The sequence below is a fragment of the Chthonomonas calidirosea T49 genome, from assembly GCF_000427095.1.
GTDB classification, from domain to species: Bacteria; Armatimonadota; Chthonomonadetes; order Chthonomonadales; family Chthonomonadaceae; genus Chthonomonas; species Chthonomonas calidirosea.
Genome location: NC_021487.1, coordinates 1,328,463 through 1,343,565, shown reverse-complemented (window position 1 = coordinate 1,343,565; position 15,103 = coordinate 1,328,463). Strand labels below are relative to the sequence as shown.

Sequence of the window (15,103 nt, the reverse complement as noted above, 5' to 3'; positions counted from 1 at the left end):
CCGTCGAAGGGATTTTCTCATAAAAGATTCGTGGTATCTGCAACGTTCTCCTGCTTAGCTTTTAGAAACGTTACGGAATATTCGGCTGCCCGGCCACAAAGCAACGCTTCGGCTGATCTTGCAGACTATTCTGTCTTATGCTAAAATGCTTACAGAGTTGATTTGCGTATTGGCTTGCATAATACCGTTGATATACAGGTGGCCATAGCGCCACTTGTACAGCACTGGAAGAGCGCTAGCAAGTCTTTAAGCGAACCTTTCGGAGGAAGAGATGTCCTTACCCAAACAACGTGTTATTCCCGCGCTTCGCATCACCGATGATGCGGTAAGCAAGGCGTACTATGTTGAAAAGCTCGGCTTTTCCGTGGAGTGGGAGCATCGTTTCGAGCCGCACTTCCCGGTATTCATGTCCATCCATCGTGATGGAATGCAGATCTATTTAACCCAACATAAGGGAGATTGTGAGCCGGGCGGTCTCGTCCATTTTGTGGTAGAAGATGTGGCCGCTCTCTATGAGGAGCTTCAGGAGCGGGGAGCTTTTGTGTGTGAGGCTCCCAATGACGAATTAGGGTTTCTCTGTATGACGGTGCAAGACCCCGATGGAAATAAGCTGCGTTTTATGGAGCCGTCGCCGAACCATCTCTCAGGTAACTGAGCATCCCGGCGCAAACATGAGTTCCAGTGCAGTGTGGTCGTATCTATTATCGGCGCCCTCTCGAATCACGTTGGAAAGCGTATGGAGGCCGTAAGATACATCACTGATTTTGAGGGCGTTAAAGGCAAACAGTATGTGTTGGATTCGTATTGCAATCCAAAGGTTACTCGTTTTGGGAAGATAGGCCGTTGACCCCGCTGTTGGAGGCCGACTGGAGCGGAGTGTGTGCCAACTCACCGGTAATCCGGGCCGCTTTGGCCGGTGCCATACCCTCTAAAATGGAGGCCACTTTGCGCTCGTCCATCTGCTGCAGAAGCAGCACGACCTCGCTCTCAGGAAGCTTATCAAGGATCTGGTTCACTTTTGGGGCATCCATCTTGCTGTAGATTTCGGCTAAGCGCGCCATCTGAGCCGGATCGAGCGATGGGAGTGGGGTGGCCGGAGGCGCCTGCTGCGCCTTCTGCTTCTGCTGCTCCCATGCAGCGCGTTCTTGCTCAAAAGCGCGTTGCTCCGCCTGCAAAACCCGCTGCTGTTGAGCAAGCTGCTCTGCAGTGAGGGGTGGCCCCGCGGCTACCGTTTTGGCTACCGGCTTTTTCAGCGGTCGAAAGCCTGAAAGCCGCGCCACCGTGCCAAGAGCGCCCTTTTCACCGGCCCACTTTCTCGCCGGCAACACGCCTATTTTGGCCAACCCAAAGGCTGCGCCTAATGCAAGACAGAGCAGACTAAACAACACAAGAATCGGCCACCACTTCTTCATTCAGACTTCACTCCTTCCATAACCGCTGAAGCGGGTTCATTGCTAAGGGCTAGGGGGTTGTTGACCCAACATGCCGAGAATACGTCGCACATAGTTCTGTGTCTCTGGATAAGGCGGAATGCCGTTGTACTTCTGTACCGCGTGGGCACCCGCATTGTAGGCCGCAAGAGCTAAAGGCAGACTACCGTTAAATTTGCGAAGCAGACCCGCCAAAAGCCGCGTTCCGGCAGCAATGTTCTGCTCGGGGTCAAAAGGATCGGTAACGCCGAACTCCTGCACCTCTTCCGGCATAAGCTGCATCAGGCCCATCGCTCCCTTATTGGACACCTCTTTTGGGTTACCGTCCGATTCTTGGGCGATAACCGCACGAACGAGGTTAGGAGAGAGGCCGTTAAGAGCCGCATATTTGTTGATGAGCCCCTCGATGTAGGGGGCGAAATGGGGCGCTGTGGTGGATGAATTGGTAAGAGCGGCCTGTAAAGTTAAAGGAAACGGGGCGATTGATGTTGGGGGCGAATCCGTTGAAGACATCATGCCCGAAAGGGTGTTCGGATCTGGTGCCGAAGCTGCTGCCGATGTTATGGGAGGATTGGTAAGCATCTGTAAACGGCTTTCGATCTGCTGGATACGGGCCAGAGTGGCCTCTAAATGGCTCATCATGGTTTAGGCAGCCTCCTCCTGGTGTATTGGCGGTGAGAGGGGATGGGGAAGATGGTGTCGCGTAGTAGCGAGATCATCCATCATCTTCTGTTCCAGTTGAAGGAGCTGCAACTTGTAGTTGGCCAGCTCCTTGTTGTAAAGCTGTTCGACCACCTCACGGGCACGACGCGCTTCTACAAGGGCCGTCCGCTTCTCCTCCACCACGATCTGGGCGGCATCCAGCCTGCGCTGCTGCTCTTCGATGGCCGTCTGAAGCGTTTGGAGGTATCGCTCTCTGTCGGCAATGGAGGCCGCATCAAAACGCTCGCCAGGAAGGGCTCCAGGACGCAGCGCTAGCGTTTGCTGGAATTCGGCACGCAGTTGCGCTAAGTGGGCTTGAACGAGCACAAGCCGCCCTTGAGCGGCGGTAAACTCCTGCTCGCGCAGCTGCTCTATCGTATGACGGTAGTTTAAAACGGTCTGTAAGCGGAACGTAAAGCGTCGCATGCTGTAAAGAGATGGTACAAAGGCCGGTTCAGAAAAATAGAGCTAAAAACAGCCTCGTTTTAGAATTATCGGTCGGCTTATTGCGTAAAATTAGGATGGAGGTGTGTTGGAACGGTCTTTCCGAGCAGAAAAGAAAAGGGGACCGTTTCAAGATACAGAACCTCAGATAGTTTGCTGCTTCTCGCTCCATCTCACACACTCGCCAACCTCGTAGGCTTCGAAAGCATACAAGTAGGTGTTTTCTTTAGGTAACTGCGTGCGCTCCTACCAGAGAGATAGACTGTTTGCCAGCATCATAGGAGGGAGAAAACAATGGCGACAAGACTGTGCGATGTATGCGGGATTCGACCGGCCACGGTGCGGGTACGCGTTCGACGTGACGGTCGTGAAACCTATATGAACCTCTGTGAAGCCGACTATATGCGGTTTCGGCAGCGCGAACAACGCTCCTATTCCCCTTTCGAGTCGCTTTTCGGTCGTGGACTGTTTGAGGAGTTCGAAGACATTCTAAGCTCCTTGCGCTCTCCAGAAGAGGGCTGGTCTCTCGGAGGGCGAATGCCTACACCGTCTTCCGGTGAGCGCAACGCGGTGGACATCTCCCGCTATTTCAGCGAGCAGACCAAAGAGTTGTTGCAGGAGGCCGCCGAAAAGGCTGCCGAGTGGGGCCAGTCCGAGGTGGATACAGAGCATCTGCTCTACGTGCTTGCGGATAATGAGGTGGCTCAGGCCATCTTTAAACAGTTCCGCATCTCCCCAGCTGATGTAAAGGGATACTTGGAGCATAACGCCCCCCGCAACGAAAAGCCGTATGAGGGCAAGGAACTTGGCGTTTCTCCTCGCGTTAAAAGTGCCTTAGAGCAGGCCTTCATCGCCTCCCAAGAGCTTGGCCACAGCTATGTGGGGCCGGAGCATCTGCTCATAGGGCTTCTGATGGAGCAGGATGGCATCGCAAGTGACCTACTGCGCAAATACGGTCTAACCCCACAAGCGCTCCGTCAGCAGACGGTGAAGATTGTAGGGCAGGGCGCAGAGGAGGGCAAGGTAGAGGCCCCCAGCAACACGCCTCATCTCGATAAGTATTCGCGTGATCTTACCCAATTGGCTCGCCAAGGCAAGCTCGACCCCGTGATCGGCCGCTCTAAAGAGATCGAAACCACCATCGAGATCCTAGCTCGGCGCAAGAAGAACAATCCGGTGCTCATCGGTGAGCCTGGTGTGGGGAAAACCGCTATCGTAGAGGGACTTGCGCAGCGCATCGTCAACCATGAGGTGCCGGAGGTTTTGCGCGATAAACGCTTGGTGGAGCTGAACGTAAACTCCCTTATTGCCGGTTCGAAATACCGCGGCGAGTTTGAGGAGCGCATCAAGCAGGTGCTCGATGAGATCACCGCGCACTCTAACGAGATCATCCTTTTCATTGATGAGCTCCATACCATCGTTGGTGCCGGTTCCACTTCTGGTGAGGGTGGGGTGGATATCGCCAACGTGTTTAAACCGGCGCTCGCGCGAGGCGAACTGCATCTGATCGGCGCTACCACTCTCAACGAGTATCAGAAGTATATCGAAAAAGACGCAGCACTTGAACGACGTTTCCAGCCGGTATTCATCGCTGAACCCACAGTAGAGCAGACCATCAACATCTTGCGTGGGCTACGCGATCGCTTCGAAGCGCACCACAAGGTGCGTATTACGGATGAGGCCATTGTGGCTGCGGCAGAGCTTTCCGACCGCTATATTCGCGGGCGTTATCTGCCCGATAAAGCCATAGACCTTATTGACCAGGCTGCAGCACGCGTGCGCATCGCCTCCACGTCGCGACCGGCCGAAGTATTGGAGCTGGAGTCTGAGCTGCAGCAGCTGAGGCGGGAGCAGGATTACGCCTCCTCTCGCAAACAGTTCGAGAAAGCGCAGGAGCTTGGCGAGAAGATCAAACAGAAAGAGCAGGAGCTGGCGGAGCGCACGGAGCGTTGGAAGAAGGCTGTGGCCTCAGGCTCGGTAGAGGTACGCGCAGAGCATATCGCCGAGATCATCTCGAACCTTACCGGTATTCCGGTGGCAGAACTCACGGAAGAGGAGCGCAACAAGCTGCTTAAGCTCGAAGAGAAGCTGCACGAGAGAGTCGTTGGACAGGAGGAGGCCATTCGTGCGGTAAGCGACGCCGTGCGTCTATCTCGAGCTGGTCTGAAAGAGGGAGGCCGTCCCATTGCTACCTTCCTCTTCTTAGGGCCCACTGGTGTCGGAAAGACGGAGCTGGCCAAAGCATTAGCATGGGCTGTTTTCGGTGATGAGGATGCCGTTATCCGCATAGATATGAGTGAGTATATGGAGCGCCATACGGTTGCGCGCCTTATCGGAGCCCCTCCAGGCTACGTAGGTTACGAGGAGGGTGGCCAGCTGACAGAGCGGGTACGGCGCCGTCCCTACAGTGTCATCTTGCTCGATGAGATCGAAAAGGCGCATCCCGATGTCTACAATGTGCTGCTGCAGGTGTTCGATGAAGGACGCCTTACCGACGGCAAGGGGCGCGTGGTAGACTTTACTAACACGATTATCATCGCCACGAGCAACCTCGGATCGGATATTATCCAGCAGAATCTCCATCTGCCCGAACACCAGCGTAAGGACTATAATCAGCTTAAAAATGCGTTAATGGAGATACTTCGGCGCCACTTCCGACCGGAGTTCCTTAATCGCATTGATGAGGTGATCGTCTTTCATGCGCTTACACAGGAGCAGATCAAGGACATCGTGCGATTGCAGCTTGAGCGTGTACGCCGTACGGCCCGTGGGCAGGGAATCAACCTTCAGTTCGACGATACGCTGCTCGAACATCTCGCGGAGGTCGGCTATCAACCGGAGTTCGGCGCACGCGAGCTGAAGCGCCGTATCCGCTCTGAAGTCGAAACGCGTGTTGCGGCAGCGCTCCTAAAGGGAGAGTTGCTAGAAGGTGATTCGGCACTGGTGCGCTACGACAAAGAGCACGATCAGGTCGTTATCGAGAAGATGGAGGAGGCAGTTACTCCAACGACAGAGGCCGAGGCGACCGTTGAAGCCAATCCCTCGGAGGCAAGAGGATGAGCCAGCAGATCGATCTGATTCAGGCAAATGAGAGCCGCGACGAATCTCGTCGCGGCCTCGAAAAACGGCTAGAAGCCCTTCTGCCGCGTTTGCGCCAATGTATTCGACGACACTTGCGCTACCATGAGGCGCTCGGCGATCTGAGGCCACGTGAGCTGGAACCGGAAGACCTGGTTATTGAGACGGTCGCCCGCGCGCTTAAATCCTCCCATCTGCCGGAAACACGGCTCTATCCATGGCTTTGCGCCATCGCCTATCGAGTGGTGGAGGAGGAGGTACGACGTAGGCGAGTGGAGCATCGTTATGTGGTGCGCTCGTTGGAGGAACCGTTGCGGGTGCGGGATATAGATGAAGCTTTTGATGAGACCCGTCGCCGTCTGCTAGATCTACTTCCAGCCCCCGGACCGCTACCAGAAGAGATCGTGGAGCGACACGAGTTTCAGCGTTATCTAGAGCATCAGTTGAGCCGGTTACCCACCGGACCCGCTCTGGCGTTGCTCTATCATGATGTGGAAGGGATGAGCTACAAAGAGGTGGCCGCTCTGCTGGAGACAACTCCTAATAGGGTGCGAAGGTGGGTAGCGTTTGCAAGGGCACAACTCGCTTCCGCGTTAGTGCGGGATGGATGGGTGGAGGTGAAGTTACCAGGGCAGCTTTTCCGTATGCATGAGACTCCGAGCGCGCGGACAAAAGAGAAGTGGATGGCGCAAGCTCGTACTCTGGCGGAGGCGAAAAGTGCCTAAATCAAACTGGAGAAAGGAGGAACAACAGAATGGCGGAAACGATACTTGCTACTGTTCAAACGCCTTCCGGCATCTCGTTAGTAGACCGCGATGTGCAAAGCCTTATACAGCTACAGACTGCGCCCTATCTGCTATTAAGCCTCTACGTGGCTACCCAGCCCCAAGAAGAGGTAAAAACCTTTCGTAGTCGGGGGCATTCGCTGCTTCATGAAGCGAACATCGTCCTAGAAGAGCAGTGGCCCCGATTGCCTCATGAGGTGCGTGAGGCCGCTCGTGAAGACATCAGACGATGTCGCGAGTTTTTGGACGCCTTTATTCCGCGTGGCGGATGCATGGGGCTGGCGATCTTTTCCTGTGCCGGCAGAAATTGGTGGCGTCACTATCCTCTGCCAAGGCCGGTTTCTTCACGTTTTGAATGGAACTACGATCCGTTGATCCTACCCGCAGTGCGTTTAGTGGACGACTACCCACGCACGGGGATCGTGTTGATCAGCGGCACCGAAGGGCGCATATTCGGAAGTCGGCTTGGAGAGATCGAGGAGCTTCATGCGGTGCGTGACGAATGGCCTCGCCGGTTGCGTGGAGGTGGTTGGTGCGGTCTGATGGAGCGACGGGTGGAACGATTTGTAGGAGAGTATGTTCGTCGCCATCTAAAACATGTTGCTGCCAATATGCGTGAGATTTTTCGCCAGTGGCCGGTATCGCAGATTCTCGTTGGGGGCGACTCGAAACTTTTCGAGGATTTTCGCCATTGCCTACCTAATGAGCTGCGAGCTTTGTGGGTGCGCGATCTCGATCTGCCCGCCGATACTTCTTTCGAGCAGCTACGGGACACCGTTTTGGCGGTAGAGGCGGATTTGCGACAGGCCTACGAACGGAAACTGTTAGAGACACTTTACGAAGAGTGGCAGGCCGATGGCTACGCAGTGGTTGGTGTGGAGGGCACACTACGCTCGCTGTATTTTGGCGAGGTAGAGACTTTGGTGCTTGATGCGGATGTACAGCGTAAAGGCTACCGATGTGGCTACTGTGGTGGGCTATGGACGGCTCTAGGGAGATGTGTCTTTTGCGGTGAGACGATGAACGAAGATGTGCTCGATCTCGAAGACGAACTGGTGGAGGAGACTCTTGTCCATGCCGGACGCGTAGAGGTAGTATCTAAGCAAGAGCATTTCGCGCGGGATGGAGGTGTGGGGGCCTTTCTCCGGTTTCGACTAGAACCAAGTGCCTCCGAGCTATCACAAAACGCCTAGCATCTGGGGTATCTTACAGCCAACTAATCGAGCCGCTGTACAAAATAGGTTATTCTATTTCTGAGGAAATTCCATGCTACCACTGCATGATAACGCACCCATCCGTCGTTTTCCTGCGGCGGTATGGGCGCTCATTTTCATCAATTTCGCCATCTTTCTGCACGAGCTGCAGCTTTCGCCTGACCAGCTCCAGCTGTTTGTCCTTCGGTACGGATTGATACCTGCCGATGTGATGCAGCCCGGTGGGCTGCTACGCTACTGGCCCACCTTTATTACCTGCATGTTTCTGCATGGGGGATGGCTGCATATTTTGGGCAACATGTGGTTCCTATGGATATTTGGCGATAATGTAGAAGATCGCCTCGGCACCATTCCCTTTCTTGTGTTCTATTTTTGTGGAGGCATCGCCGCAGGCATTCTACAGGTCGTTGCCTCTGCCTCTTCTCAGATACCGACGATAGGGGCGAGTGGGGCTATTGCCGCGGTCATGGCCGCTTACCTTGTGTTCTACCCCAAGGCGCGCGTTTTAACGCTCATTCCGATCTTCATCTTTCCGTGGTTCATCGAGCTGCCGGCCGTCATCTGGATCGGTTTTTGGTTTTTAGAGCAGTATCTTAACGGTGTAGCCGCGCTCACCACCACGCTCTACAATATGGGAGGGGTGGCCTACTGGGGACATGTCGGTGGGTTTGTGTTTGGGTTGATCGCCGCGCTTCCGTGGCTATCAAGCAGCCCACAACCACCACCTCGCTATCGGTATCGGGGCGGTTATCCCTATTAGCCAGATACCTATCCATCTCTTATGAAAGGAGTATAACGCGTGGACCCTATCTTTCAGCTTTTCTGGCTCTTTCTGATCATCTCATCTGTTGCACCGCTGTTTCAACAACAGATGCTAACCTACGAGCGGATGAAGCGCCTGATGCAGTTTGGCAAACAGCGCGACTCACAAGTCATCACCCTCATTCACCGACAAGAGACCATGAGCTTTTTGGGATTCCCCATTTTACGCTTCATTGATATTGAAGACTCAGAGCGAGTTCTTCGCGCTATCCGCCTTACGCCGCCCGATATGGCCATTGACCTAATCCTGCATACTCCTGGAGGGCTTGTCCTTGCTGCCGGGCAGATCGCTCACGCACTAGCGCAGCATCCGGGAAAGGTCACCGTGTTTGTACCGCACTATGCGATGTCGGGGGGAACGCTTATTGCGCTTGCTGCCGATGAGGTGATTATGGATGAAAACGCCGTGCTCGGTCCCGTAGACCCTCAACTAGGAGAGTATCCGGCTGCCTCCATCTTAGCGGCGTTGCGCACCCCGAACCCTAACCGCGACGATCGCACGCTCATTTTAGCCGACATCGCCGAAAAGGCCATCCGACAAGTGGAAGAGACGGTCTACCGCCTTGTAAGTCCGCGGTTGGGAGAGGAGCGTGGTCGTGCCCTGGCCCGCACGCTGAGTGAGGGGCGCTGGACACACGACTACCCGATTACTGTGGCGGAGGCTCAAGAGATGGGCCTTCCGGTACGCACCGGCATTCCCGAAGAGATTTACGAGCTCATGGCGCTCTACCCGCAAGCGCATCAACGACGACCCTCGGTGGAGTATGTTCCTGTGCCCTTCCATCCGGGCGGTCAAGACCACGGACCGGCGCGTACCAACCGAAAGAGCTAAATAGGAGCGAAATGATTCGGTTGGCCTCCAAACTCTTGAGATACACCCTGCATCTCACATCGTAGGAATAGGAAAGAAGGGGCCGTGAGTCCTCACTGTTTAGGGTCTACCAATATCAGGAGGTGGGTCTAACCTGTCCAGCTCCTCTCCCATCCTCTTTCTCGATGCGGAAGAAAGAGGCAACGAGGAGGTTATGACAGGGTAGAATCTAAAGGTAAATACTTTCATGACCATGCGACTTTGGATAGTTGGCTTCGGCGTCTTGTTAATTGGAGGGCTTCTGCTGGTGGTCCTTCGCAGCTTTCTGCGCCTCCAGCGTCGTATCGAGCGTTTTCTGCTTACCGAACGCGATGATTTAGCACGACGTGATCCCTATCAAGCTCTATTGGAGGAGACGGCTGCAAAAGAGGGGTCGTTGTCGTTTCTACCACGCTCGCGAAAGCCGAAGTAGGCCAATAGAGAAGACCTTCACCAAAAACTAGTGGCAAGCGCATCTGTGTCAAATTTTACGCTATGAAAGAGGGATTCCTTCGAATGATACGGGTTCTGTTTGTCTGTTTGGGAAACATCTGTAGGTCGCCTATGGCAGAGGCGCTTTTTGTCCAAAAAGTCCAACGGGCGGGCTTAGCGCATAAAATAGAGGCCGACTCGGCGGGAACGGGGGGATGGTTTATCGGGGAGCCGCTGCACCCAGGCACACAAGCCCTGCTGCAACAGCATGGTATCGCTTATGAGCACCGTGCGCGCCTGTTGGAGGCTTCAGACCTTCGGCGCTTTGACTACATTCTCGCCATGGACTGCAGCAATCTCACCTACATTCGGCAGATGGCGCCGGGCGGAGAGAAGGCAAGGCTTATTATGGAGTTCGCACCGGAACTAGGGAGGCTAGAGGTGCCCGACCCCTACTATACAGGCGAGTTCGCACTTGTTTATGAGCTGCTTGATAAGGCCACAGACGGCCTCCTCAAGGCCATCTGTAACGAGCATCATCTAGCCATTGAAACGGCGTAGGTTTGCTATCACCCGCTCCTACGACCGCTCTCCTCAAGGATTGCTTGCGGTTTTGGGCTTGGTGAAGATCGTGTCATCCACCTTAACATTTGCTTGGGAATCGGTGATGTCTAACTCCATGAGGGTCGCTTTGTCTTGCGTCACCGTGATCTGTTGGGGTAGCTGCACGCCGTTGACAGAGTGGTAGTTTTTCAGTGTGGCCGTGATCGTGGGGTTATCGGCCGTTCCTGGAGCGACAATGCGTTGGACGAGATGGGTTTGTGGATCAAGATAGAGTTGCACGGTTTGCCCTTGCGGGGTCGTCAACGCAAATCCGGGCAGAGAGCCGGCATCGGTCTTCAAATCGGGCACAGAACGAATGGTCTCTTTGCCCTCTTTGGCCGCAAGGAGCAGATGCAGTAGATTGGTGGCTGAGGCGATCTGCACAACAATGGCGGGCGCATCCTGCGGAACTCCCAAAGAGAACCAGGGAGTCGCATCGCCGGGCACTCCGATGGAGACCGGGCCAAAATCGGTTTGCAGGTCCATGCGCATGCGGTCGGGTGCTTGAAAAGTGAAAGTGAAGGACGAGATCGGCAGGGGGTTATTTGTCGCGAGCCCTGGAGGAGAGAAGCTTCCCTTGCCCTTTAACTGCAAGGTTTGAAGCGATTTGAGCGCATCGCCCCCATGGGCTTGCCACACCTCTTGGAAAAGAGCCTTCGCCTCGGCACGAGAGGAGGGCGTTGTGTCGGAGGCAACGGCACTTTGAAGCGTTGGGGAGAGCAGGTCTACCTGGTTTTCCGGAATCACCGCTACGGAGCCAAGCGAGCGGATCTGAGGAACGATTGCGGGTGCGTTCCCTACCAATACGACGATAGGATGGGCGAGCGGCAAGTGTGCCATAGCCTCCTCCGCCTGTTGGGGTGTAACGGCTTGCACCTGTGAGGCATAATCGGCCAGCTCTTGGGGGCCTTGGCCGTACAAGAGAGCCGGTTCAAGGGCTGTGAGAAAACCTCGTGGGGTAGCACTTCGAATGAAAAACGAGCCGATCAGGTAACGCTGGCTCTCCTTCAACTCTTTTGCAGGAATAGGTTGTTGCCCAATGCCTCGAATCAGGTCGAGTGCAAGGCGTACGACCTCGCCGGTGGAGGCGGTTTTGGTGAGCGTTACAGCCTCCAGGGATCCGGCATACCGATGGCGTGTAATGCGGCAGTAGGCATAGTAGGCAAGGCCGCGCTGCTCACGAATGGCACGGTTTAATCGCGAATTAAACTCACCTCCACCAAGCACGCTGGCCGCCACATCGGCAGCGATACGGTTCGGAGCCGTGTAGCCCGACGTAAGCACCCCAATGCTGATGGCCGTCTGTGCAGCATCTGGGCGATGGATCACAACGAAAGAGCTGTGGGTATAGGATTCTGGGGCGGGGGGCGCCTCTGCAGCCTGTTGGCTGGGTGGCCAGCTGCCAAAGTAGGTTTGTGCGAGCTTGTGTGCCAGAGCCACGGGGAGATCTCCCACAATAAACAGCGTGGAACCGTTGGGCACAAAATGCGTTTGATGAAACTGTTTGAGGTCGTCAGGACGAATGGCTTTGAGTGTCTCCGGGGTGCCTTTTGGGTAGTCTCCATAGGGATGGGCACCGTAAACAAGGCGGTCCAGCGCTGCGGTAGCGAGGGTGGAGGCATCGGAGAGTTCGGCTGCGATCTCGTTTACGAGCTGGGTTCGCTCTTTTGCCACCTCCGACGGGGGAAACTGGGGATGCAGCGCCACATCGGAGAGCAGATCGAAAAGGGAACGCGCGTCATCGCTAAGTCCTTGCAGGCTAAGAAACAGATAGTCACGCCCTACGGTGGTGGAGAACGTGGCGCCAAGCTGGTCAATCTGTTGGGCGATTTGGGCTGCTGTGCGGTGTTGAGTGCCTTTATCCAGCAGGCGCACCGTCATCGCTGCCAAACCTACCTTCTGTGGAGGATCATAGACCGAGCCGGCCGGCACCGCAAGGTCTACCCAGAGAGCCGGTTGCCGATGGTCAGGTGCGAATGCCACATGCAGCCCGTTAGGCAGGTTCCAACGCAGCACTGTGGGCAGAACAAAGGAAGGCAGATTGGCAGGGGACGGAGGTGAGGTAAGCCCGCCCGGCGCGATCTGCGCGTAGAGCAGTCGCTGCGTGAAGAGCAGGGCAGCAAGAGAGCTAAGGCTCTTGAAAAAAGAGAGCAGGCGATAGGACATGGCACAACGTTTAACGAGTTTCATTTGGGGCGATCCTCCTGGTGGGGCGTGCGAGCTGAGGATGAGGAAGCGGTAGGTGGAAGCATGATCAGGATGTTGAAGAGATGCGGTGCGAAATAGCGACGGGCGACACGTCGTATGTCCTCTGCGCTCACCCTTTGAATCGAGGCGATCTCCTGGTTTACTTCGGCAGGGTTACCGTAGTACAGATCGGCTTCGCCAAGCGCATCGGCCTTCTCCTCAGTGGAGAGGAGGCTGAAGATACGGGCTACAAGGGCTTGGCGTTTTGCCTTGGCTAGCTCCATAGGCGACACAAGTTGACTGCGAAGTGTAGCAAACTCTTGTTGCAGAAGGCGAATAACCTTTTGCGGCGAAACCCCTGCGTTTAGGCTAACATCGCACTCAAACCACCCTCCTATCTGTAAGCTGTTCGGATAGGCGCTCACGCTGTTAGCTAGCTGTGTTTGGCGAACCAAAACACGGTAGAGGCGCGAGCTATCTCCGTTGGAGAGGAGATTGCTAATGACCTCCAACACGGGGGTTGCCGGATCGTCGGCTTTTGGGATACGAAATGCCAGGGTAACAAGGGGCAGGGGGGCGAGGGGATCGGTAACCGTTTGCTCTTTCGGAGCCTTTTGAACGACGCGGGGCACGGGGTAGCGTCGCGGTGGGCTAGGTGGGTTAGGAATAGTGCCAAAGAACTTGCGAATGGCCTGAAGTGCTTGTTGCGTTTGGAAATCTCCCACAAGCACGAGGGTGGCGTTATCTGGTCGGTAGTATTCGGTGTGGAAGGCCTGCACATCCCGGAGCGTTGCGTGGTCGAGGTCGGTCTTGCTTCCGATCGTGGTATGACCATAGGGGTGATTCGGAGGGTAGAGCATAGAGAGCAGCAGCTCTTCTTGGCGTCCGTAAGGAGCGTTCTCCACATCCATGCGATGCTCCTCCTCCACAACAGCACGCTCTGAAACCATGTTCGCTTGGTCTACCCTCAAGTTAGCCATGCGGTCGGCTTCCATCCAAAGCACCATGTCAAGCGCGTTAGATGGCACCGTCTCATAGTAGCGCGTTCTATCGAAGTAGGTGTCGGCGTTGTCGTCGCCCCCAACACCGTTGATGTAGCGGTCCCAATCTCCTGGTTTCAGATGAGAGGTTCCTTTAAACATGAGGTGTTCGAAGAGATGCGCAAAGCCGTGTTTTCCTGGCGGCTCCTCTTTGCTGCCGACGTGATACCAGATTTCCAGCGTCACCACCGGTGCATGATGATCTTCTAAGGTGATGACCTTTAGACCGTTGGCGAGGTGGCTTGTCTTAAAGTGGAGTGGAGGAAGTTGTAACGTAGGGTTTTTCTCGCCAGCTACAGGTCGGGCACAGGGGGGTGTAACGAGCCAAAACAGGATAGACACCGCAAGAGCCAAGAGAGCGCGCGTCGTTTTAAGAGGATAGGCCATCGGGGATAGTGCTCTCCTGGGCGGGGGATGTAGGTGTTTTCAGGGATTCTTGCAGCTCACGTCGGTTGCGTCGTGAAGGAGCGGCGGAATCCGAGGTTTTTTCATGATAGTGCATGCGAAGCAGGAGGTCTTGTTCGTAGTTGCCAAAGCCGCGTCCGAACAGATTGAATCCCCCTACGTGCTTTGCGTCGGGCTTAATGCCGATGCGCACGGTTATGGGTTGTCGCGGGAGGATCAGCGCCTGATCTATGGTGGTTTCGGAGACTAAAACGCCGTCCACGTAGCTGCCGGTTTGGTCGAGCGACCAGATTTTCAACATACCATGTTGGGTTAGGCGATCATTCCACCAGGATGGATTAAGGCGCCCTCGATGGCCACCGAAGTCGCCGGGCGAAGTCCAGGTGCCTACCTCTACGCCGTTAATCCAGAGCGTGATATCCGAGGGATAGTCGTTGTTATAGTCAGGACATTCGGAGCAGATCTCCAGAGAAAGCTCCACGCGATAGATCTCCATGGAGGTGGGGATATTATTGGGGAAGACATACTCCACGAAGCCGTCGGCCATCCAGAGAATCTGCGCCTTAGCACGTTCGGGCAGAAAAAACGATTGGGGGTCGTCGAAGAAGCCGATGATACCTTCCGAAGAGGCAAGGCCACAGGTAGGTTTTGGATAGGCGATCGTATAAAGCCCTACCGGCATCTGCACCTCCTCGATCTGGCCGTGTGGCTGTTTTGCACTTTCTAAGGAGAAGATAATACGATCGTAGCGCAGGCGACAGCGTTTTTGCATGCCTTGAACGCCAGGGCGATATTCACAGACAATGAGCCCAGCTTGTTCCAGAACCTGAATATGCTTGGACACGCTCGGATGCGCCACGCCGAGCACCTGCTGCAACTCGCTGATGTTCATCTCGCCGTCGGCAAGTTGCTGGAGAATACGCAGTCGCGTTTCGGAGGCCAACGCTTGAAAAAGCTCGCTATTTTCGGTTAGTTTGCACTCGAGAATGCGCGATTCCATGGAAAAAAGCCTTTTATCCCCATCAAGCTCAAAAAGTCCTTTTTTCATTTTACCTTTTGGCGTGCCAAGTTGGTTCATTTGGTAGAAAACTGCCTTTTTAAAATCGGGTCC

14 protein-coding genes are annotated in these 15,103 nt (G+C 55.1%); 8 read left to right on the top strand and 6 right to left on the bottom strand.

Going from position 1 to position 15,103, the window contains the following annotated elements:
- Window positions 1-271: 271 nt before the first annotated feature.
- Window positions 272-655, top strand: coding sequence for a glyoxalase superfamily protein (locus CCALI_RS05670; protein ID WP_016482514.1), 384 nt, complete (start codon window positions 272-274; stop codon window positions 653-655).
- Window positions 656-818: 163 nt separating this feature from the next.
- Here CCALI_RS05670 and CCALI_RS05665 read toward each other — a convergent pair whose 3' ends face one another.
- Genes CCALI_RS05665 through fliJ form a run of 3 tightly spaced genes read right to left on the bottom strand, consistent with a single transcriptional unit; the run spans window position 819 to window position 2,558 of the window.
- Window positions 819-1,412 (bottom strand): MotE family protein, encoded by a 594-nt coding sequence (locus CCALI_RS05665; protein ID WP_016482513.1) that lies wholly within the window; start codon window positions 1,410-1,412, stop codon window positions 819-821.
- A 42-nt stretch (window positions 1,413-1,454) separates the two neighbouring features.
- On the bottom strand, window positions 1,455-2,072 hold the full coding sequence (locus CCALI_RS05660) for a lytic transglycosylase domain-containing protein (protein WP_016482512.1): 618 nt from the start codon (window positions 2,070-2,072) through the stop codon (window positions 1,455-1,457).
- A gap of 3 nt (window positions 2,073-2,075) precedes the next feature.
- Window positions 2,076-2,558: a flagellar export protein FliJ gene (gene fliJ / locus CCALI_RS05655; RefSeq protein WP_016482511.1), complete on the bottom strand. Its 483-nt coding sequence runs from the start codon at window positions 2,556-2,558 to the stop codon at window positions 2,076-2,078.
- A 312-nt stretch (window positions 2,559-2,870) separates the two neighbouring features.
- Here fliJ and CCALI_RS05650 point away from each other — a divergent pair, with 312 nt between their 5' ends.
- The 7 genes from CCALI_RS05650 to CCALI_RS05620 all read left to right on the top strand — a co-directional run bounded on the left by CCALI_RS05650 (window position 2,871) and on the right by CCALI_RS05620 (window position 10,318).
- Entirely contained in the window at window positions 2,871-5,636 is a 2,766-nt protein-coding gene (locus CCALI_RS05650; RefSeq protein ID WP_016482510.1) for an ATP-dependent Clp protease ATP-binding subunit, read from the top strand.
- Window positions 5,633-6,379: an RNA polymerase sigma factor gene (locus CCALI_RS05645; RefSeq protein WP_016482509.1), complete on the top strand. Its 747-nt coding sequence runs from the start codon at window positions 5,633-5,635 to the stop codon at window positions 6,377-6,379. The genes CCALI_RS05650 and CCALI_RS05645 overlap by 4 nt, the downstream gene beginning before the upstream one ends.
- Window positions 6,380-6,408: 29 nt before the next feature.
- Window positions 6,409-7,632, top strand: a complete 1,224-nt coding sequence (locus tag CCALI_RS05640) for a baeRF10 domain-containing protein (RefSeq protein ID WP_016482508.1) — start codon at window positions 6,409-6,411, stop codon at window positions 7,630-7,632.
- A gap of 73 nt (window positions 7,633-7,705) precedes the next feature.
- Window positions 7,706-8,413, top strand: a complete 708-nt coding sequence (locus CCALI_RS05635) for a rhomboid family intramembrane serine protease (RefSeq protein ID WP_016482507.1) — start codon at window positions 7,706-7,708, stop codon at window positions 8,411-8,413.
- Between the two features lie 39 nt (window positions 8,414-8,452).
- Window positions 8,453-9,307, top strand: coding sequence for an SDH family Clp fold serine proteinase (locus tag CCALI_RS05630; protein ID WP_016482506.1), 855 nt, complete (start codon window positions 8,453-8,455; stop codon window positions 9,305-9,307).
- 226 nt (window positions 9,308-9,533) lie between these two features.
- Window positions 9,534-9,758 (top strand): hypothetical protein, encoded by a 225-nt coding sequence (locus CCALI_RS05625; RefSeq protein WP_016482505.1) that lies wholly within the window; start codon window positions 9,534-9,536, stop codon window positions 9,756-9,758.
- A gap of 83 nt (window positions 9,759-9,841) precedes the next feature.
- Complete coding sequence (locus tag CCALI_RS05620; protein WP_016482504.1) at window positions 9,842-10,318, top strand: low molecular weight protein-tyrosine-phosphatase; 477 nt, start codon at window positions 9,842-9,844, stop codon at window positions 10,316-10,318.
- 33 nt (window positions 10,319-10,351) lie between these two features.
- Here the strand turns inward: CCALI_RS05620 and CCALI_RS05615 are convergent, their stop codons facing one another.
- The 3 genes from CCALI_RS05615 to CCALI_RS05605 are packed head-to-tail and all read right to left on the bottom strand — an operon-like array spanning window position 10,352 to window position 15,040.
- The gene (locus tag CCALI_RS05615; RefSeq protein WP_016482503.1) at window positions 10,352-12,550 is read right to left on the bottom strand and encodes a M16 family metallopeptidase; all 2,199 of its coding nucleotides are present in this window, start codon (window positions 12,548-12,550) and stop codon (window positions 10,352-10,354) included.
- On the bottom strand, window positions 12,547-13,974 hold the full coding sequence (locus CCALI_RS05610) for a M16 family metallopeptidase (RefSeq protein WP_016482502.1): 1,428 nt from the start codon (window positions 13,972-13,974) through the stop codon (window positions 12,547-12,549). The genes CCALI_RS05615 and CCALI_RS05610 overlap by 4 nt, the downstream gene beginning before the upstream one ends.
- A complete protein-coding gene (locus CCALI_RS05605) occupies window positions 13,958-15,040 on the bottom strand; it encodes an ArsR/SmtB family transcription factor (RefSeq protein ID WP_197409301.1) in 1,083 nt (360 codons plus the stop codon). The genes CCALI_RS05610 and CCALI_RS05605 overlap by 17 nt, the downstream gene beginning before the upstream one ends.
- Between the last annotated feature and the right edge of the window lie 63 nt (window positions 15,041-15,103).